18 protein-coding genes are annotated in these 20,645 nt (G+C 43.9%); 12 read left to right on the top strand and 6 right to left on the bottom strand.

The window, feature by feature from the left end; all coding sequences use genetic code 11:
* Positions 1–21 precede the first annotated feature (21 nt).
* The 3 genes from AC58QM_RS29430 to AC58QM_RS29420 are packed head-to-tail and all read right to left on the bottom strand — an operon-like array spanning position 22 to position 3,011.
* Positions 22–1,197 carry an MFS transporter gene (locus tag AC58QM_RS29430; RefSeq protein WP_497288349.1) on the bottom strand — a complete coding sequence of 392 codons (1,176 nt, stop codon included), beginning with the start codon at positions 1,195–1,197 and terminating at the stop codon, positions 22–24.
* 33 nt (positions 1,198–1,230) lie between these two features.
* Positions 1,231–2,061: a carbohydrate ABC transporter permease gene (locus AC58QM_RS29425; RefSeq protein ID WP_497288348.1), complete on the bottom strand. Its 831-nt coding sequence runs from the start codon at positions 2,059–2,061 to the stop codon at positions 1,231–1,233.
* Positions 2,058–3,011 carry a carbohydrate ABC transporter permease gene (locus AC58QM_RS29420; protein WP_497288347.1) on the bottom strand — a complete coding sequence of 318 codons (954 nt, stop codon included), beginning with the start codon at positions 3,009–3,011 and terminating at the stop codon, positions 2,058–2,060. The genes AC58QM_RS29425 and AC58QM_RS29420 overlap by 4 nt, the downstream gene beginning before the upstream one ends.
* 280 nt (positions 3,012–3,291) lie before the next feature.
* Here AC58QM_RS29420 and AC58QM_RS29415 point away from each other — a divergent pair, with 280 nt between their 5' ends.
* The 12 genes from AC58QM_RS29415 (at position 3,292) to AC58QM_RS29360 (ending at position 16,895) form a co-directional block, all read left to right on the top strand.
* Entirely contained in the window at positions 3,292–4,332 is a 1,041-nt protein-coding gene (locus AC58QM_RS29415) for a LacI family DNA-binding transcriptional regulator (RefSeq protein ID WP_497288346.1), read from the top strand.
* Positions 4,333–4,496: 164 nt separating this feature from the next.
* Complete coding sequence (locus AC58QM_RS29410) at positions 4,497–5,387, top strand: sugar phosphate isomerase/epimerase family protein (RefSeq protein ID WP_497288345.1); 891 nt, start codon at positions 4,497–4,499, stop codon at positions 5,385–5,387.
* 54 nt (positions 5,388–5,441) lie between these two features.
* Positions 5,442–6,854, top strand: coding sequence for an ABC transporter substrate-binding protein (locus tag AC58QM_RS29405; RefSeq protein ID WP_497288344.1), 1,413 nt, complete (start codon positions 5,442–5,444; stop codon positions 6,852–6,854).
* Positions 6,855–6,868: 14 nt separating this feature from the next.
* Positions 6,869–8,275 carry an MBL fold metallo-hydrolase gene (locus AC58QM_RS29400; RefSeq protein ID WP_497288343.1) on the top strand — a complete coding sequence of 469 codons (1,407 nt, stop codon included), beginning with the start codon at positions 6,869–6,871 and terminating at the stop codon, positions 8,273–8,275.
* 32 nt (positions 8,276–8,307) lie between these two features.
* Entirely contained in the window at positions 8,308–8,904 is a 597-nt protein-coding gene (locus AC58QM_RS29395) for a histidine phosphatase family protein (protein ID WP_497288342.1), read from the top strand.
* A 25-nt stretch (positions 8,905–8,929) separates the two neighbouring features.
* Complete coding sequence (locus AC58QM_RS29390; RefSeq protein ID WP_497288341.1) at positions 8,930–10,168, top strand: ComEC/Rec2 family competence protein; 1,239 nt, start codon at positions 8,930–8,932, stop codon at positions 10,166–10,168.
* Positions 10,169–10,530: 362 nt separating this feature from the next.
* On the top strand, positions 10,531–11,613 hold the full coding sequence (locus AC58QM_RS29385) for an iron-siderophore ABC transporter substrate-binding protein (protein WP_497288340.1): 1,083 nt from the start codon (positions 10,531–10,533) through the stop codon (positions 11,611–11,613).
* Positions 11,614–11,617: 4 nt separating this feature from the next.
* Positions 11,618–12,658, top strand: coding sequence for a FecCD family ABC transporter permease (locus tag AC58QM_RS29380; RefSeq protein ID WP_497288339.1), 1,041 nt, complete (start codon positions 11,618–11,620; stop codon positions 12,656–12,658).
* Positions 12,655–13,686 (top strand): FecCD family ABC transporter permease, encoded by a 1,032-nt coding sequence (locus AC58QM_RS29375; RefSeq protein WP_497288338.1) that lies wholly within the window; start codon positions 12,655–12,657, stop codon positions 13,684–13,686. Before AC58QM_RS29380 ends, AC58QM_RS29375 begins: the two co-directional genes overlap by 4 nt.
* A complete protein-coding gene (locus AC58QM_RS29370) occupies positions 13,686–14,492 on the top strand; it encodes an ABC transporter ATP-binding protein (RefSeq protein ID WP_497288337.1) in 807 nt (268 codons plus the stop codon). The genes AC58QM_RS29375 and AC58QM_RS29370 overlap by 1 nt, the downstream gene beginning before the upstream one ends.
* 210 nt (positions 14,493–14,702) lie before the next feature.
* Entirely contained in the window at positions 14,703–15,785 is a 1,083-nt protein-coding gene (locus AC58QM_RS29365) for a Gfo/Idh/MocA family protein (protein WP_497288336.1), read from the top strand.
* Positions 15,786–15,989: 204 nt separating this feature from the next.
* On the top strand, positions 15,990–16,895 hold the full coding sequence (locus tag AC58QM_RS29360; protein ID WP_497288335.1) for an RNA polymerase sigma-70 factor: 906 nt from the start codon (positions 15,990–15,992) through the stop codon (positions 16,893–16,895).
* Here the strand turns inward: AC58QM_RS29360 and AC58QM_RS29355 are convergent.
* The 3 genes from AC58QM_RS29355 to AC58QM_RS29345 are packed head-to-tail and all read right to left on the bottom strand — an operon-like array spanning position 16,892 to position 20,616.
* Positions 16,892–17,992: a GerAB/ArcD/ProY family transporter gene (locus AC58QM_RS29355; protein ID WP_497288384.1), complete on the bottom strand. Its 1,101-nt coding sequence runs from the start codon at positions 17,990–17,992 to the stop codon at positions 16,892–16,894. The two genes, AC58QM_RS29360 and AC58QM_RS29355, sit on opposite strands and share 4 nt — an antisense overlap.
* Positions 17,993–18,013: 21 nt before the next feature.
* A complete protein-coding gene (locus tag AC58QM_RS29350) occupies positions 18,014–19,171 on the bottom strand; it encodes a Ger(x)C family spore germination protein (RefSeq protein WP_497288334.1) in 1,158 nt (385 codons plus the stop codon).
* Positions 19,168–20,616 carry a spore germination protein gene (locus tag AC58QM_RS29345; protein ID WP_497288333.1) on the bottom strand — a complete coding sequence of 483 codons (1,449 nt, stop codon included), beginning with the start codon at positions 20,614–20,616 and terminating at the stop codon, positions 19,168–19,170. Before AC58QM_RS29345 ends, AC58QM_RS29350 begins: the two co-directional genes overlap by 4 nt.
* Positions 20,617–20,645 lie beyond the last annotated feature (29 nt).

The raw sequence follows: 20,645 nt of genomic DNA, 5'->3' as shown, positions 1-20,645 counted from the left end.
GATACATCGGGATTTTTTTCACTAAGACTGTCTCTCGAACATTTCGGCACTCTTACCCGAGAAATAGGGAACCATTAAAGCGCAGACGAGCGCTAGCAAAATTAATAGCATAAATGCGCCTCCATGAATCTCCTTTACCGATAAGGCCAATATAAGCAAGAGTATTTTGGAAGCATTCAAGAAGCATTCACGCCATAAAAAAATATGAGCTTGTTGAATAGCTGTTTGCTTAGTAATCACTCTGAATTGTCGAGTGTTCCAAACCGTCCCAAAATAAAACATACCGATGGTAGTTAAAATGTTTGAAAGGATAAGCAGGGGGGCCTTAGGTAACAAAGGCAGAAGAATACCAACGGAAACAAAAATCATACCAATGGTGAGCCAAGTCCCCTCACGGACCTTCAAACGCTTATACATGAACATCGCCCCCATAGCGAAGCAAGCATTCAGTACATTCAGTATGGCAATAACCAATTTGTCTTGGGATACGGTAAATGTAAACACTAGCGAAAACAAAACTTGAAACTGCAAAAATATACCCGTTGCCATAAAGGATGGAACCATCCAACGCAGGGTGCTGCTGGAGAACACCAGCCGAAATTGAATACCGCGGAACAGTCGCTCCGATTGGCCGGCGAGGGTAATGGAAGGAATATAGAATGAAACCAGTAGTAAGATAGCGACAAAAAACATCAATAGTAAAAAGGAGCCAGAGTAACCAATCCATTTGATAATAAGAGCAAAGGCTATCGGATTAACGATGGAGACAAGCTGGTTAATAATATTGGCTATTGAGAAATATTGCTCGAAATCCTTCCCTTTCCCATACATGCTCAATGTAATGTTTTGTGTTACGGCATATAATCCCCACATGATACCGATCGGCACGGAGATAATCGTGATCCAGAGAAGTCGGTTATCCAATTCCAGTATCGATAAAAGTAGGAAAACGATGGCTCCGCAGAACGCATTTATTCGAATCAATACACGGGTCGTATAGCTAGTTAATAATCTGTAACCACCCGCAAACCCCAATGTCCAAGTGATAAACATGATGAGATTGAACCAGACCACCTCGGAGATACTGTTATTCTTTTCCCATATAAATAAATTAACGAAAATACCAATGTAGTTAAAAATAACGATCGATACTGCATTCATGAGCAGTAATCTTTTCATTTGACTGCTAATAAGCATTTCTTTCCGCCGCCTTCTAGAAGTTAATGCTTGTTATCCTTTCACAGCCCCGTTAAAAATGCCACCCGCCATATTTCGTTGAAACAAGATGAAAAACAAAATGGATGGAATCATGATAACCGCAATCCCGGCAAAAACAAGGGTATCGTTGGACCCCTCATGGGCAGTCAGCAGCGTGATGCCTACTTGCACAGTTCGCATTTCTGTCTTGGTAGTAACGAGCAACGGCCATAAGTAAGCGTTCCACACACCGACGAACGATGACAAGCCAAGCGAAATAATAATCGGTAAGGAAACGGGGATACAGATTCTGGCATAGAACCGCAAGTCGCTGCAACCATCCAAAAACGCGGCTTCCCGCAAAGTGCCCGACACCGTTTTGAAGTATTGGCGAAACATGAATACCTGCGTAGCTGATACAAAGAACACAATCATAATGCCAAGATAGCTGTTTAACAGGTGCAGCTTGCTGACCGTAATAAAGTTAGAGATCAGCAAGGCTTCCGAAGGGGTCATCATCGTGCCAAGAATAAAGAAAAATAAGAAATTGCTTCCGGGAAACTTTAAAAAAGCAAAGGCGTAGGCAGCCAAGCTAGATAGGATGAGCCGTACTACTGTAACGACAAGCGCTATGAAGAATGAATTCCACATGAAGCGCAAAATTCGGGTTTCGAACAAAACGGTACGGAAATTGTCCAAATAGGCAAAGCTATGCGGCAGGATCGAAGGTGGAAATGTCCCGAACTCGCTTTCCGTTTTGAATCCGGCCATGATCGCGTAAAATATTGGAAATGCTACGATCAAGCCCAGCAGCAGTTTGAGGGCAGCTCCTATGTAAAGTTTCAAATTTCGATTGTATGTCATTCGTATACCACCCCTTTTTTCTCATATAGAAAGTTGATCAACAAGAAGATAAACGTGAGGATAAAGGCGCAAATGCTTGCTGTGCTTGCAAGTGAGTAGTTAACACTGCGGAACCCGGATGTGTAAATATAATAAATGAGAGTCGACGTAGCGCCAAGCGGACCGCCTTTCGTTAAGATCATAACAGGGGCAACCATGGTTAACCCGACAATGATCTGTGTACATACAACAAAGAATAAGGTAGGCGATATCAGAGGTAATGTAATGCGGAACGTTTTTTTCCAATAACTAGCGCCATCCATTTCGGCCGATTCCAACAAATCCTGCGGAACATTGCGCACAGCAGCCAGCATAAGAAGGAAGTCGAACCCGATATGAGTCCAGACCATCGGGACCACAAGGGAAGGGAGCGCCCACGTCTGGTCATGCAGCCACTTGATATCTGTTGTATTCTGCATGAGGCCAAGTAGGTTTAGCAAGTAATTTAAGAGTCCAGAATGAGCATAAAATTGTTCGAAGATTAAACAAGTTACCGCCATGGAAACACCCATTGGAATGCTATATAACAGCTGATTAGTTTTGGCAAACAGACTCTTCGGAGCCGCAATTAGGGCAAGCAGCAATGGACAGATAATGGCCAGCGGTACATACATAGCCGTAAATTTTAACGTTACAAGCAGCGCGTTGATAAAATCCTGCCTGCCGAACAGGTTTATATAATTATCCAAACCGACGAACCTAATGATTTTGCCTTGAGCATTGACACTGGATAAGCTGTAGATGAAGGTACGCAAGAATGGAAAGTAGTCGAAGACGAGGATAAACGGGATGATTGGCAGGACGAACAAATAAGCCTTCCATATATCTTTTCTGCGCTTGCGCTTGCTAGTTACCGTGTAGGGCAACGAAGGAATACTACTGTTAATTGGTGAAGACATTGATTTGGCCATGAGACGATAACCCTCCGAACATTTTTAATAGGTGGCCGAAGGCTCAATAAATTTGGAACGTTCCAAAAGTAATAGGCACTTCTCCGAATTTCAACCAATTATGGCCCCTCAAACAAAGCAGCCTGGCAACACAAGATCATATTACATCACACTAAAAAAAGTTGTCAATTGGATGGGAGAGATTTAACATAGAGTTAATCTTCGGTTAACAAATCGCATGAGTTGGTCATATATATTGGAAAATAGTTATGAATAGCAGGAGATTCGACGGGAGGATTTTATGGGTGTCACAATTATGGATATAGCTCTTGAAGCTGGTGTGTCCAAAAGCACAGTTTCATTGGTCATAAACGGAAGTAATTTAGTCAAGCTGGAAACGAGATACAAGGTACTGCAAGCCATTCACAAACTGGGCTATGTACCTAATATGGTTGCACGGGCACTGACGACAAGTAAAAAAGGGACATTCGGGTTGATCTTTGTAACCTCGGGAGAGGAAAACCTGTCTTACGGATTCGATTCGATTCCCGAAACACTGCTTTTCGATGTGAGCTTCGGCATCAATGAAGGATTGAAAAATACGGATTATACCTTACTAACCGAACGTTTTTCTATGCGTGACAAGCTGCCGAACATTGTCAAAAACAAGCGTGTAGACGGGGTATTTATCATTGGAGGCTTGTTCGACAGCCAATTTATTGAGAGTCTCCGAAAGGAAAATATATACGTCGTCATTATTGGCCGTACTTACGAGGGCGTCGATTCCGTATCCGTCAATGCTTATCAGATAGGTTATCTTGTCGCTAAGCATTTGCTGGAGAAAGGTCACAACAACATCGCTTTTGTGAATGGGCCCATCGATAATGTGAATTCCATAGAAAAACTGGCGGGTTTTACAGCAGCCTTTCACGAGGAAAGCCATCTTGGAGAGAAAAAAATGCATGTTATCCATTCTCCGTATACAGGCAGGGGCGGTTACGAAGCGATGAATGAGTTGTGGGAGAAAGGAATTAGGCCTGATGCGGTTTTTGGCGGGAGCGATGGGATCACGATGGGAATTATTCGATATTTGTACAAGCAAGGCGTGCGAATACCAGAAGACATTTCCGTTATGGGTTATGAAGAATCAATCATTACTGCCCATTCACCATTGGCGTTGACCATCATCGATGGACATAAAAGGCAGCTGGGTGAAGCGGCATGCCTAGCGATGCTGAATCGTATGCATAATAAGAATGCCCAAGAAGTTTCTTTGAAGCTGGAACCCACATTAATTGAGCGCAATTCGGTAAGGGATTTACATATTCACCGCCAAATGTAATTTTTTGGCGGTGGAAATTCACAATTTATTTACTTCCAGTTAACGAAAATTGGTTTATTCAAAGCAAGTAATGATGATAAGTTGGATAAGAGTGAACGGAATAAAGTAACTATCAGAAAAATTTCAACCGTTCCAAAAATAAAAAGTGACTAGGAGGTCTGACCATGCGCTTGGCAACAATGACAAGTTTGTTTAGAGAACGAAGAGAAGAAGATGTGCACATTGGATATGAGGAGTCGATCCAAAGGTGTAAAAATGCCGGTTTCTCCGTACTAGACCTCAACATGTGCGCGATGATTCACAACAAAACCGAACTGAACGGTCCGGATTGGGAAGTCGCGCTTGACCGAATTAAAGAAGCAGCTGAGAAGGCCGGTGTTGAATTTAGCCAGTCGCATCCGCCTTACTTGCCTGGGAGCAAACGATACCCTGCCGGATCGGAAGAGGAAGCATTCTTCAACGAGATTACACGTCGTTCTTTAATCGCAAGCAGCGTTCTGGGTGTGAAAGCGGCCGTCTTTCATCCCTTAACGGAAATGAACTTGGATGAGCATAGCCTAGAAGCTAATCTCCGGCTGAACCATCAAGTGTATGACCCCATTATGGAACAAGCGGCGAATTTGAATGTCAATTTGGCATTTGAAAACATGTTCGACGCCAATGGTCATCGGCGTTTCGGAGTAACTGCCGAAGAGTTGATTGCATTGGTTGACTCCTACAACGATCCTCGCGTCGGGGTATGTTGGGATATCGGACACGCTAACCGAGTATATGGAAGCCAGCTTCGCCCGATTCGACTGTTAGGCAAGCGGATTATCGCGTTGCATGTTGATGACAACCAGGGATTGGCCGATGATCACTTACTTCCTTTCCACGGGAATATCGACTGGGAATCCATTATGCCGCTATGGAACGAAATTGGGTATCAGGGCGATTTCGTCTACGAGATTAAGATAAATAACAGTATGCCAGAGAAATTGAAGGATTTGACGGCCAGCTATTCTTATCAAGTCGGTCAATATTTACTGTCGCTGGCGAATAGCAGCTCGGTTTGAAAATTTTAGGGAAGAAATAGTAAACAGAAAACCAATAGGAGTGGAGATCGAATCATGTATAACAAGTTGAGAACTTTATTAATGTTGAGCGTATGCTTCTCCGTTATTACAGCGTGTGCTGCCAAGGAAGAACAAGAATCTACACCAGTGTCGAGTGCTCTGACTCAAGAAAGCTTATTGCCGAGTGCTCCTGTTAAGGTTGATTTTTGGCACTCTATGACGGGTGCAGCCGCGGCGAATATTGAAAGTACGGCCAAAGCTTATAATGAAACGGTCGGCAAGGAGAAGGGTATCACGATTACGCCAGTTTTTCAGGGTACGTATGACGAAGCAGCAACCAAGTTAGCGGCTGTTCTTCGATCCGGTTCGCAGGAAGAATTACCAGATATTATGCAGCTCAGCTCTAAAGGGATTTTCGATGTGAAGGATTCTAAATATATTGTTCCTGTCCAAAACTTTATCGACAAGGATAAATCTGGATTGAACGCAAGCGATTTGAACCCGAATGCGTTGCAATACGCTAAGTACAATGACAAAATGCTCGGATTGCCATTCTCGAATTCATCCATCATGTTGTACTATAACAAAAATCATTTCCGCAGTGCAGGACTGGATCCGGAAAATCCACCGAAAACACTGGAGGAACTGGCAAAAGCGGTGGATGCACTTAAAGTGAAAAACGGGGACAAAATCGAGCGCTACGGTATTAGCGCACAACTGCGCTTTTTCTTACTCGGGACGTGGATTCCGATGCAAGGAGAGAACAAATATATTTTCGATAAGGAAGAAGGACGAACAGGTACACCTACCGCAATGACGATGACAAGCGACGGCACATTGAAAACATTGTTGACCGAGTGGCAGAAAGTGCTTGCTACTGGAGGTGCAGAATTTACGGATGCGGCGCCAACGAAAGGATTTCAGTCTGGGTTGTATTCGATGATTCCGGCATCTACGGCGTCGATGGGTGGATTTAAGAAGGATATTATTGACGCAGGCTTGTTTGATGTAGGGGTTGCAGAATTACCACGCGTTAACGGGGCGAGCACGAGCGGTACCGGAATCGGCGGCTCTGCTGTTTATCTTTTTGACCGTGCCAATAAAGATAGCTTGTTGGGTGCATGGGATTACTTGAAATACCTAGCGACCCCAGAGGTGTCAGCGAAATGGTTTATGAACACAGGCTATTATCCGATGAATACGAAAGCTATGGAATTAAATGAAACGAAGGAATTTTTGGTGAAAAACCCGCAGTTCAATATCATCAAAAAGATTAGCGAGAATTCTAAAAATTATAAGAAATATTTGGAGCCATGGATTCCTTCCTTTACGGACGTAGATCGCATCGTTCAGGATGAAATTATTCGCTTCAGCAAAGGTACGCAAGATGTAGACAAGACAATTGCCAATATTGACTCCAAATCCAAACAGATGCTTAATGACTGGCGGCAAGCGAATCCGCAGTAGGGGAGTCGAGCGTAATGCACAAAGGGCAATTAACTTTTTTTGGCGGGGTAGGTGAATCGGGCGGCGTACAGGTTCTCTACGGAAAAGGTGAACAGGCTGTTTTCTTCGATTTCGGTGTCGAGCACAGCAGCCTGCTGTTCCCTAAACAGTTGACGCTGTACGAGCCTGTAGGAGCAACACCCGGTCGTGAGCTGCGGCAGTTCTTGCTTGGCGGAATGACCGCTCCGATACTTGAGCTGTACGACCCGCAACATATCAAGGAACTAGATATGGCGAAGGTACGCCGTTCTTGGGGTAACATTGATTTTCCTCATTACGAGGGAATCCATTTGTTTATTGGCCATATGCATACGGATCATATGGCCCTTCTTCCTTATGCGAACCCGGATATTCCCGTATATATGAATCACGACGCGCATTCCCTGTACCAGGGAATGGTTGCAGGAGGCCATTCCTCTGATACGGCTGCACGAATTATGGTGTGCGACGATTTGAGTGTCGTGGATTTCGGCGAATTTACGATGCAGATCGTCGAGATGGACCACAATGCTACTGGGACGGCGGGTATTATTATAGACGGCGGCGACCACAAAATCGCTTATACAGGAGATTGGCGAAAACAAGGCAAACATCCGGAACGGATCGACCGGTTCATCGAACTTTGCCGTGAGAAGCGGATCGACCTGTTAATTACGGAAGGAACGCGTCTTACAGCGGACCCATCTGCTGTGTTGTCCAACCAGATGACGGAAGACGAACTGCTGTCTCGGTATGCCAATATCGTGGATGAAGCGGGTGGACTTATTTACCTGCAAATGTCGCCACGGGATTTGGAGCGAATGGCCGACATGATTGCCATTGCGGTAGAAAAAGGGCGAAAAGTTGTCATGGAGGCTTCCCATGCCATCATCTGGCATAGGGCCAATCAAGAGGGTCTGCGTATTCTAGAAGGGCATCCCGCGCTTGGCGTTGATATTCTAATCGTCGATGCAACAGTCACGGACAGGATTCAAGTACCTTACCAGACGATTTCCTTGGAAGAAATGGCCGAACGGAAAAACGAATATGTTTACTTTTATAAATTTCCCGATCTTGCCCATATGATTGAATTGGAAACGCTCGGTGATTTGCAGGGGTGTTCACATTTCATTCAATCCGATTATAGCGTAAAACTTGATCATGCTGATGTGGCGAAATATTTGAAAACATTCGGAATTACCGGCCATTCGTTGTGCAACGGTGGGCACGCGCATCCGGAAGCCATCGCCGATATGATCGAGCGAATAGCTCCTAAAGCGGTTATTACACTGCACAGCCGTCATCCAAGGTCGCAAAATACGAGAGGAATTCCTGCGTATTTTCCGCAAAAAGGAGAGACGGTGGAGGTCGCTTCGATCCTTGCCTTACCAAAGTACATATAAGAGATAAAGATATCTGAGGGAGAGGAAAGACGATGACCACGATTACTTTCGTCAGGCACGGGATTACCGATCATAATTTGGAGAAGAGAGCACAGGGTCATACGCAAAATCCGTTGAATGAAACGGGTAGAGCGCAAGCGGCATTAGTTGCCAAGCGTCTCTCTGAAGAGCAATGGGACGTCTTTATCTCAAGTGATTTAAGAAGAGCGCGAGAAACAGCGGAAATTATTTCTGTCGCCATCGGCAAGCCGGTTGACTTATTTGATGTGCGGCTGCGTGAAATGGATAGAGGATTAATCGCCGACACGATCGAAGAGGAACGAGTTGCACGATGGGGAGAGAATTGGAACGAGCTGGATATGGCTCAAGAAACCCATGAGTCCATGCGTGCGCGAGGACTCGACTTTGTTCAGGATATAGCTTCGCGGTATGCTGGCCGGAAGGTGCTTGTCGTCACTCACGGTTATTTCCTTGGACAAACCCTTAAGGAATTAATGAAGGATGAGTCAACGGGTGATGAATTGCACAATACGTCCGTCACTACGATCCTTCATAACGGCGAGGAGTCGGAGTATCTGCTGTATGATTGTGTTAGACACTTGTCAGAGCATGAAACACGATTAGGTTAATCTAATAATAGAGGAGAGTATGATTATGAAAGCAAAATTGAGAATGAAAATAGCATCACTTTTCCTATTTTGTATGGGTTTGCTTATGTTCAATATAACCTCATTTGCTGCTGCTCCTGCTGAAGCTGGCGTTTATTTTATCAACCTTGGTCAAAAAGGAAATGCTACCCTAATTAAAACAATTAGCGGTACTACGGCAAGCTATGGTTTGGTTGACACGGGAACGAGTGGAGATTACACAACGTATGTAGCGCCATATTTAACATCCGTACTTGGATCGACGAAATTGTCTTTTATCGCTTTCTCACATATGCATGGCGATCATGCAGGGGGTGCCGAAGCGGCAATCGCTAGTTTTGCGGATGCCAACACGACACTCTATCTAAAGGACGTAGCAGATCCGTCATCAACGTATTCGGGTGAAGCCAGTATTGCCAACAGAGCGAATGCGATTATTGCTGCAGCTAAAGTTAAAAACATGCCGATCGGTAAAATAAAGCCGTATGAAGCCTTCGATAATGATGTTGGTTCTTTATCAGAGCTTAGAGGTTTATCGGCTAATAAGTTCAAAGCGAAAATTGAGAAGTTTACTAAAAATGCACAAGGCAGCTACGTTTCGGTTGGCATGTATGATACGATTTCATTTGGGAAATTTACAATGACATGGTTTAATGGAAACGACTGGAACCATGAGTCAATCATAGAACAATTATCATCAAACAAATGGGATGAAAACTTGAACGCTGCAACTTTGTTGTTAAAGTGCACAACAAGTACGGGAACGAATTTCAGAACATACTTGGGCGCTGATGTAGGTGAGAATAGTAATCAAAATTATTCTTACGAAGTTGGGAGAAAAATAGAAGAAATCGTAGGGAATATTAGCGTTTATCAGGTTGCGCATCATGGTTTCTATTTTAGTCTCATGCCGGACTCGATCACTAGCACCATCAATCCTAAGTACGCGATTGTTACGAATAGCTATAATGACATCGTGAATTCTTATTACGAGAACCATAATATCACGAACCCGACTTCTGCCGATTTAACAGACGCTACCAGCACGCTAAAGGAAACTTTGAATAGTACAGTTCTGCAGAAAATGTACTTTTTAAGTGGAAAAGGCGGCGGAACGGATAATAGGATCATTGATGCCTTAAAGGCAAATAATTATGCCCTGCTTAACTGGACTGGATCGACTATCAAATCAGGAAATGTAAACGTTGAATTTGGCGGAACGGATCTTACAATCACGCAACCTTAGAATCTCCAATTGATTCAATTGTCGTAAAATTGTCACAAATTTTCAATCCCGATGCGGCTCGAAGCCAGGATGCATCGGGATTTTTTGCGCATCCTCTCAGAGGGGATTTGTTAATTCTCGAAAAATAAACATGCATATGTCATTCGTAAATTTTTCATTGACAACCTAGTAGGTGGGATATATAGTTGTGACAATGATAATCATTATCACAATTAAAAAGTGTTACAACATGAAAACCAACTATCCCCAAGTTGCGTGCCGGACCTGTCGAGGTTTCGGCTATTTTTAAGCAGATCGTCATGTTGACGAACGAGACGATCGTAAAAAAGCGCAAAACAAAAAAGAAAAGGGCGGGAATACCAATGCTTACAAAACAAAAAATCTCATTCAAAACTTTACTTATTTCAGCTGCGATTATGATACCACTTGTTGGTTGTGCATCGGAGAAATCAGGCTCAACGCCTGCTAGCTCAACTCCAGCAGCAACGCCAGTTGCGAGTGCTGCTGCTACTGCTGCGGCAACTACGGTCGCAGATGCAACGAAATATCCAATCGTAATCAAGCATGCTTTTGGTGAAACGACAATTCCAAGCAAACCTAAACGGGTTGCTACGATTCAATGGGCTAACCATGATGTTGTACTTGCGTTAGGGGTTGTACCTGTAGGTTTCTCAGCGGCAAATTACGGTGTACAAGATAAAAGCGGCCTTCTGCCTTGGACAGCTAAAAAGCTTAAAGAACTTAACGTAGATAAGCCTAATGTTTTCCAAGATACGGATGGTCTTAATTTTGAGGCTATTTCAGCTTCAAAACCGGATGTTATCCTTGCTGCATACTCCGGTATCACACAAAAAGATTATGAAACGCTTAGTAAAATCGCTCCAGTAGTTGCCTATGCAAAAAGCCCTTGGGTAACTACATGGCGTGAACAAGTCCTGTTTAATGCTACAGGCATGGGGATGAAAGCTGAAGGCGAAAAACTGATTAAGGACACCGAAGATCTGATCAAGAAAAAAGCCAGCGAGTATCCGCAGTTGAAAGGTAAAAAAGTTGCATTTACCAACTTCTCCGCAAAGGATTTATCCAAAATTAATATTTATACAGCTGCTGACCCTCGTGGTGCTTTCTTGATTGAGCTAGGCATGGTTTATTCGGAAGGTGTTACGAAAAAAATTACAGACCCTACCGCTTACAACTTGAAATTAAGTTCTGAAAATGCGGATGCACTTAACGATGCGGATATCTTAATCGGATATGGAGACGACGCTTTATTACAAGCCGTTAAAGCAGATCCTATTCTTGGTAAAATTCCAGCGGTTCAAAAAGGTGCTGTTGTCATGATCGGTAATGGTACACCTCTGGCAGCTTCCGGAAACCCAAATCCTCTTTCAATCTCTTTTACGATTGATGAATACTTGAAATTAATCGCAGCAGCAGTTAAATAAACCCATGAATCGTTCATCGGTTTCAGACAGCACACAACTAAACTCGCATATTCCAAAGCATTTTGTGTCAGTACTACTGATCTGTCTAATCTTGCTTGTCGTTTGCGTAATTACATCCCTAGCCTTCGGCTCTCGAGTGGTAAAATTACAAGATGTATTCGATGGTTTATTTCACCCCAATGTCGACTCCTACGGGGCGAGCATAGTTCAAAAACGGTTCTCACGAACCGTTTTTGGTTTGTTCTGCGGTGCAGCACTCGGTGTTTCTGGCGCGCTTATGCAAGCGGTCACGCGTAACCCGATTGCTGATCCGAGCATACTGGGGGTTAACACAGGCGCATCGTTATTCGTCGTTTGTGGCATTGCCTTCTTAAACATCACGACGGCTAATCAATATATTTGGTTGGCTTTAGCCGGGGCAGCACTTACTGCGATTTTCGTATTTGGAATCGGCTCAATGGGGCGTGGCGGTGCCACACCCATTAAGCTTCTTTTGGCTGGGGCTGCCACAAGTGCCGCCCTATCTTCGTTGGTCAGTGCGATTATGGTGCCACGCTCTTATGTCATGGATCAATTCAGGTTCTGGTCAGTTGGCAGCGTAGGCTCAGCTACTTGGGATGCCGTCGCTACTTTTACCCCGTTTCTGATCATTGGTATACTGGTCGGCATCATTTCTGGCCCCGCACTCAATGCGTTAGCACTGGGAGATGAACTCGCGACTGGGCTGGGGATTCGAACAGGTACATTACGTTTTATTGCAGCCTTTGCAGGGGTTATTTTGTGCGGCGCAACGACTGCTCTCGCTGGCCCCATTGGCTTTATCGGGCTTATCTCAACGCATGTCATTCGCCTAATACTTGGTCCTGACTTGCGTTTCGTTATTCCAATGTCAGCCCTCTCAGGAGCCATCATTCTGACAATATCTGATGTCATCGGTCGGCTTGTCGGTAGCCCTGGAGAGCTCGAAGTTGGTGTCGTCACTGCGTTTATTGGAGCTCCAATACTAATCATTCTAGCGATGAAATCGAAAGTGCGTTCATTATGACAAATACATCTATTGCATTTATTATGGCGGGAAGACGTCAAAGACGTCGGCGATGGGTCCTTGTTACTAGCATACTTGCATTACTCTCCTTCGCGCTTTGCTGTGCCATGCTTTTACTGGGGACTACTTTTTACTCGGTCAAAGATGTCATTCGCGTGCTCATGGGGGAAGAGCTTCAAGGTGTGTCATTTGCGATCAATACCGTACGTTTACCGAGAATGTTAGCAGGTCTTTTTGCCGGATTTGCTTTCGGTATTGCGGGAAATACCTTCCAGACCATGTTGCGTAACCCACTTGCCAACCCGAATGTCATCGGCATCACCGCTGGTTCGAGCGCGGCAGCTGTATTCTGCATCCTGATCCTTCATGCGAACAACACGGTTGTTTCCTTTGCTTCCGTGATTGCCGGGTTGGCTACTGTGCTGTTCATTTATCTATTGTCCAGAGGAAAAATATTTTCGATCGGGCGATTAATTCTGATCGGCATAGGAATACAAGCTATGCTGGACTCTGTCATATCTTATTTGCTACTGGTCGGTGCACAGCAAGATCTACCTGCAGCGTTCAGATGGCTTAGCGGCAGTCTCAATGGCGTTCAATTGTATGAACTTCCGCCTCTGATCATAACGGTACTGATCATCTCGCCTTTCCTTATCGTGCTCGGCAAACATCTGAGTCTGTTGGAGCTTGGCGAACAATCGGCCACTACACTAGGTGTAAACACAGACATGACAAGAATTGCATTAATTCTAAGTGCCGTCTTCCTGGTTGCTCTTGCTACGGCTACAACGGGTCCAATCGCCTTTGTCGCTTTTCTTTCGGGACCGATTGCCAAAAGATTAGTCGGGGTTGGTTTCTCAAACGCAATTCCGGCGGGGCTAGTTGGCGTTAGTTTGGTTTTGGCATCAGACCTCATCGGGCAATTCGCTTTCGAAACCAGATTCCCTGTAGGTATCATAACCGGAATCCTTGGAGCACCGTATCTGATCTTCTTGCTAATCCGAATGAATCGAAAGGGAGATTTATAATGAAGCCGACACATCTTTTTCAAGCCGATCAAACCGTTTCGGGCTATGATAATAAAACCATCATCCAAGGCGTCAGCCTGGTGATTCCAAGTAACAAAGTCAGTGTTATTATTGGAGCAAACGCCTGTGGCAAGTCTACGCTTCTCAAGACATTGGCAAGGCTCATTAAGCCGGAATCAGGAAATATTACCCTGGATGGAAAGCAAATCGATAAAATTCCGCCGAAGCAATTGGCTCGTGTTTTGGGTCTACTGCCGCAATCTCCCATTGTACCGGAAGGTATTTCCGTTGCCGATTTAGTGGGGCGCGGTAGATTTCCGCATCAAGCGTTGTTTAGCGGATGGACCATGAAAGACTATGAAGCCGTAGCCGAAGCCATGGAAATTATGAATATTACGGAACTTGCCAATGCAAATATTGATGAGCTTTCAGGTGGTCAAAGACAGCGCGTGTGGATTGCGATGGCTCTTGCCCAACAAACCGATATTTTATTTCTCGATGAACCAACAACTTATCTGGATATTACGTATCAGGTTGAGATTCTTGACCTACTCACTGATCTTAACCGGAAACACGGGACGACGATTGTCATGGTTCTTCATGATATTAATTTGTCCGCGCGTTATGCCGACCATATTTTTGCACTGTACAAAGGAAAGCTTGTGGCAGAAGGCGAGCCTTCAAAGGTTGTCACAAGCACCTTGGTGAAAGACATCTTTGGGCTAGATTGTGCGGTCATTGAAGACCCTGTTTCAGGTTCACCGTTAGTCATACCCAAGGGGAGATATCACGTAAATCAGGATTAAGATAAAGGCAACCAGTTCCTGCTGGTTGTTTTTTGTTAGGTAGAGTGACTGTCTGAGGATTCATCCACTAGCCTATTGTCGCGATATTGCACTTTCTGTGGCACCAATATGAACTAAAAAGTTGTGCGTCTATATGCTATTGTCAATCTGTATCACCATACAGAATGATTTGATTTCTTATACTTTCAGTAGAAAGAAGGATTGACGACAATGAGCAAAAAACTTCGTATTGGTATTATTGGAACTGGTGGCATTGCTAGGGCCCATGTATCTGCGTATAAAAAGCTAGACTATGTTGAGATCGTTGGTGTGGCAGACGTGATTCCGGGTAAAGCGTTCGCATTTACGCAGGCGGAAGGTTTGACGGAAGCGGCTTACTTTGAAAAACATGCTGATTTATTGCGCCTGGATTTGGACGGGGTTAGTATCTGTACGCCAAATGTCTCCCACCATGTGACGACAGTTGATTCATTGCGTGCCGGTAAAAACGTACTGCTTGAGAAGCCAATGTCAGTGACCCTGCAAGAGGGCATTGATATGACTCAGGCAGCAAAAGAAAGCGGCAAAATGTTAACACTTGGCTTCCAGCCGCGCTATGATCCGAATATGAAGCTATTACAAACGATTGTGCAGTCTGGGCGTCTTGGTAATGTCTATTATGTAGAGACGGGTGGCGGGCGTCGTCGTGGTATGCCAGGCGGGACATTCATCAGTCAAGCACTGGCTGGTGCAGGGGCGATGGCGGATATTGGCTGTTATTCATTGGATATGGCACTGAACACGTTGGGATACCCTCGACCGCTTACCGTGTCTGCCTTTACGTCTAACCATTTCGGTACAAATGCACAATACCATCCAGAAGCAAGTAAGTTCGAGGTTGAAGATTTCGGTGTCGCTATGGTGCGTTTCGAGAACGATCTTGTGCTGCAGTTCAAAATATCGTGGGCGATGCACATGGATACGCTCGGTCCAACAATGTTCCTCGGTACGGATGCAGGCCTGAAGGTCATGCCGGCAGGTTCTGGACCTTGGTCAGGTGTTTGGGATGGATCTGTTGGTTCCATTACGTTATTTCACGATGAATTCGGTGGCCATACTTCTACGCCAATTCCAATTGTTGAACATAAATTGAATTTATTTGATCAAAAAGTTCATGATTTCGCTGAAGCTGTGCGAGATGGTCGACCTGCACCCATTCCTGGGGACCAAATTCTCATCCAGCAAGCAATCATTGATGGGGTACTACGTTCTGCGTCAGCCCGTCGTGAGGTATCTGTCGAGTTGCCGAGGTAAATGCTTCAAGTAAAACAGCCAATTCTTTGGCTGTTTTTTTTATTGAGAATAAATGTCACACTTAGGCTTCGCCAGTTGTCTTATCTAAGGACGCTTTGTTTGTCTCATGCAATGTTTATTCTTTTACTGAGCATGGTTCACTTGAAGATGAAGAATAATAAGTAGATATGACCGAGATTACTCGTAGTAAGCAGGAGGAGTATTATGGAAAGTTACACCGTGGATCAACCCATTAGCAGTATGGAAGAATTGTATATCACTTACAAACCTCATTTATTTTCCATTGCTTATCGGATGTTGGGCTCTAGATCTGATGCAGAGGATATGGTGCAAGATTTGTTCATAAGCATGCATGGTTCTCACAATGAAAATATTCATAATATGAAATCGTATTTAAGCAAAATGATGATTAACCGGTGTCTGAATGAATTAAAGTCCGCGCGCAAAAAGAGAATCAGCTACGTTGGCAATTGGCTTCCAGAACCAACAGTGCAACTCAATGAGGATCGTCCATTAGAAAGCGTAGAACGTCATGATACGATTTCATATGCTTTTCTTATTTTGATGGATAAACTTACACCTACAGAGAGAGCTGTGTTTATTCTTAGAGAGGTCTTCGCCTATGAGCATAGTGAAATTGGTGAGATGATTAACAAATCGGAAGTGAACTGCCGTAAGATTTTCAGTCGTGTTAAGAAAAAAGTAGAAGACTCCTCAGAAAACAATGAAATGACAACCCACCATCCGGTTGAAGAAAAGGAACTGGTGACACGATTCATTTCAGCAATATCGAATGGTAATATTCAATCCTTGGTGGATATGTTAACCGAAGATGTCATCTTGTTTGCAGACGGTGGAGGCAAAGTATCAGCAGCAGTTCATCCTATCTTTAATAGAGAACGAGTGCTCAAGATACTCAATGCGCTGTCCGATAGTCGCTTTCCTGAAACGAAAGCAACGCTTGTTGAGGTTAATGATCAGCCAGGGATACTTTTAACGCAAGATGGCGAAACAACCGGGGTTATTTGCTTTGAATGGGATGCCCACACGAAGAACATTCAACGAATTTATGCCATCTTTAATCCTGACAAGCTCCAACATGTAAACTAATGGATTATCGATGTTTTACGTCTGTTACGAATACTGCCGATGCCCCATAAAATCAAGGGTATAACAAGGTAGACGGCAGGGTAAAAGTAGCAAAGAAGAAACATATTCTTAGTCGTGTACGAAAGCCGAATATGGTGAGTGATATAAATCACAAAGACGAACATGATCAAAGTCATCACCCAAGAAATCAACTTCCAATTCTTGAATCCAGTCCACTCCGATAAACCATAGCTAAGGATGAACAAGCATACCGCAATTTTAACGAAGGCACCAATCAGCCATAGTGGTATGAAGAAAGCATCGATATTCTGAACGAAATTGAGAATGGATATAAATTTGGTTAGTGAATAGACAGGAGTGACTAATTTAGCAAGCATATTAGGACCTGTAATGAACAGAAGCACCAAAGTGGCTAGTACACCCCATATCATGGATAGCGTAGTCCCCCACAGGATCGCTCTCTTGGCGGTTCGCTTATTCTCAGCGAAAAAGAAAAGCATGAGAATGATGGAGGGGTCTACCATTTGGCTGTATGCCATAAAGGTCCCATTAAGTATATGTAGCCAACCTGAATCTACATAGATGGGCAGCATCCGATTCAACTCCATGTCCTGAGGATTCAAGAATAGCTGTACGAAAAACATGAATACGAATACAGGACCAATAATCTCAGCACAACGGCTAATCGTCGTAAGGCCTCCTTTATGAACCGCATAGGCAACGAGAAATAACATGCATAAGATAATGACAATCATTGGGGTGTTATGAACGAGAACTAAATTTACAAATTCGGCCATACATCTTACAATATTGGTCATTTGCATAAACCATAGCAGGAAATACAGGATGACAACGATTTTACCAATCACAGTGCCCAAGAGATCTTTCATGAAACTGACTAACGTTTTATCTTTATTCTGCATGCATACACGGAGCATGATCCAAGTGATTGCAATCATGATCATGCTTCCAAGTAGAATGGATATCCAACAATCTTGACGCGACTCCTCCGCGGCTAATTGGATGGGAAGGTAGGAAACCAAGATGATGGAGGAAATTGTAATCATCCAAAAGATTTGATAACCGCTTACTTTCATACTTCCCACTCCTTATCCCCCTCATTTTAATTGCCCGCCTAGAGTTCCCAACGACCTGATTAGTATTTTCGCTTGGACAGTGATGTCGACTCTTTTGAAATTATTATCCCAATCGTCTTTTTGCAACTTCCACCAGGATGGATATTGGCGATGAAGATAAGCCCCAATCCCGAAAACATCGGTTCCCCAGTTTTGAACTTTTCCCAGTGTTAGCTGTAATTTTTTTTGGACTTGCTCGTCCACGTATTGCTGAACTTCTACGATATTGTCTGCAACGGACATGTCTAATGAGGTGGTGTTTTCCAGAAGATAGGCTTGTGCCCTCACAGTTACTGCAACCCGTTGAGGATCATTGTCACTTACGGATTGAAATTGGCTACTAAGATGTGTTAGACGAAATGATAAGATACCGGTGCCATCCTTCCAAGTAATGGTAAGACTTTGTGATTTTTCTTTACCAGATATCCAAGCAACGTCGGAGCCTTCCGCATCGTCCAATAAACCAGTGACTTTCAGTTTCTTATTTAAGATGGCATATCCGGAAAATAGGGCAAGGGGCTCCTCTTTTTTTGTGTTTACCTTCCTATTCTTGATCTGGAAAGTGGGAACAAGAGATCGGTGTTCTTCGGATACATTGTCGATAATAAATTGTCTGGTTGAAAAATTCCTCATTCCGTTGATATGCATCTCTTTTCCAGCGGCAATGCTTGATAGATTCTCTAATGGATGCTTAAGGAGAAGGAAATCCTTGGCACTGCTGCCTTTAATCATGAGTGTAATATCTCGTTGATTATTTGCTGGGTCTCTGCCCAGCTTATCAAATAACTTGCTAATATCGTTCTTATTGAAAAATTCTTCGCTGATCGCGATCAGTATACGATGGCTCGTCATCAATCTACGGGACATATCTCTTTGGATTTTCTCAGTTGCCTCAAATACGTCCTTCCCTCTTGCCGACATGACGAAGAAACTATCTGCATTGCCGGTTCCCCTACTTTTGGCATTCATCTGAGAAGGAATTGCGATCTGATGGCTAACTTCAATGTTCCCGTTCTCAACATGGTCAATGGCTGTTCCTACGACAAAAGCCAGTTGATTAGGCTCGACGAAATCGGTGCAGCCGGTGAAAAATACGATGAGAAAGAGAGAAAAACATGTTTGACTGATAACTCGAATCATGTTGAACGTCCTTTCTTGTTTCGACCGTTCTTCATCCAGAAGGGATAACGGATGAGCATGTCTTTAATCCGTCGGCCATCGAATGGAGCTACCGGGCTTAAGTAAGGCGTTCCAAAGGATTCAAGTGATACTAAATGGATCAACAAGAAGATCATGCCAAAAGCGAAACCTACGAAGCCAAGCATACCTGAGATGAATAGCATGAGATACCGGATTATACGGAAAGGAAGCGTGGCACTATACCTCGGAATCGTGTAAGCAGCAACACCTGTTAAGGAAATAACGATAATGATCGGCGTCGAGATTATACCGGCTTCAACAGCGGCTTGTCCGATGACCAAGGCACCGATAATACTGACGACGGGCCCGAGTTGATTGGGGAGATGAACACCTGCTTCTTGTAATCCATCGAAAATAAACATCATGAGGAACACTTCAATAACGGTGGGGAATGGTGTATTTTCCCTTGCCGTTGCGATCCCAATCATGAGGTAATTCGGGACCATTTCGGGATGGAACGTTGTTAGTGCGACGTAAATAGCAGGTAAGGCAAATGAAATGAACGTCATAATGTATCGGATCATCCGAGTGATGATAACAAATATAAACCGTTCGAAATAGTCGTCTGCAGATTGCAGACCTGACCAGAGAGTAATAGGGAGAATAAGGGCGAAGGGGGTTCCGTTCGTGAGGATTGCAAGCTTTCCGTCTAATAGGCTTGCAGCCACGATATCGGGTCTTTCGGTATTCTGGATTTGGGAGAAGAGAGAGAAGGAACTGTTTTCCAGCCATTCTTCGATATAGGATGAATCAATAACGCCATCTAACTCGATTTTATCTAGCTTTATTCGAACTTCGGATAATACTTTTTCGTCTACAAGTCCTTTCATATAAGTAATAATTACTTCGGTTTGTGTGTATGTACCGACCGTAAAGGATTCCATTTTCAGAAGCGGGTGAATAATTCGTCGTCTAATTAACGTCGTATTCGTGCGAATATTCTCGACAAAGCCTTCCTTGGAGCCGCGTAAGGTTGCTTCTTTCTTGGGCTCTTGTATACCTCTCGTCTCGTAACCTTGAACTTGCGCAATGAGGGCAGAAGCTTCACCATTCACCAAGATGCCTAAGTTGCCATGCAGCACGTGATCAACTAGATTCGCTAGAGAATTATCCGTCTTTATATCTGTTAATGGTATCCATTCACGTCTGAACATTTCAGATAGTGACTGTAAGCGATCAATACCTTGAGGCAAACCGTTAAAGAGAAGTGGCTTGAGCAGGTTATCCTCAACGCCTTGTAAGCGAGTCATTCCGTCCAAATATACGAGTAAAAGCTGAGTTTCATCCATTAAAACAAATGACCGCATAACAAAGTCTGAACAATCCGCAAATTGTTCAGTGAGATAGGCTTTGTTTACTTCCATATGTTTGCTTATTTGACTCAAGATGATCCCCCTATGCCCCAAATATCTTT

Source organism: Paenibacillus sp. J22P165, assembly GCF_059692015.1.
The sequence above is the reverse complement of the archived record's forward strand: the minus strand, read 5'-3'. Positions and strand labels throughout refer to the sequence as shown.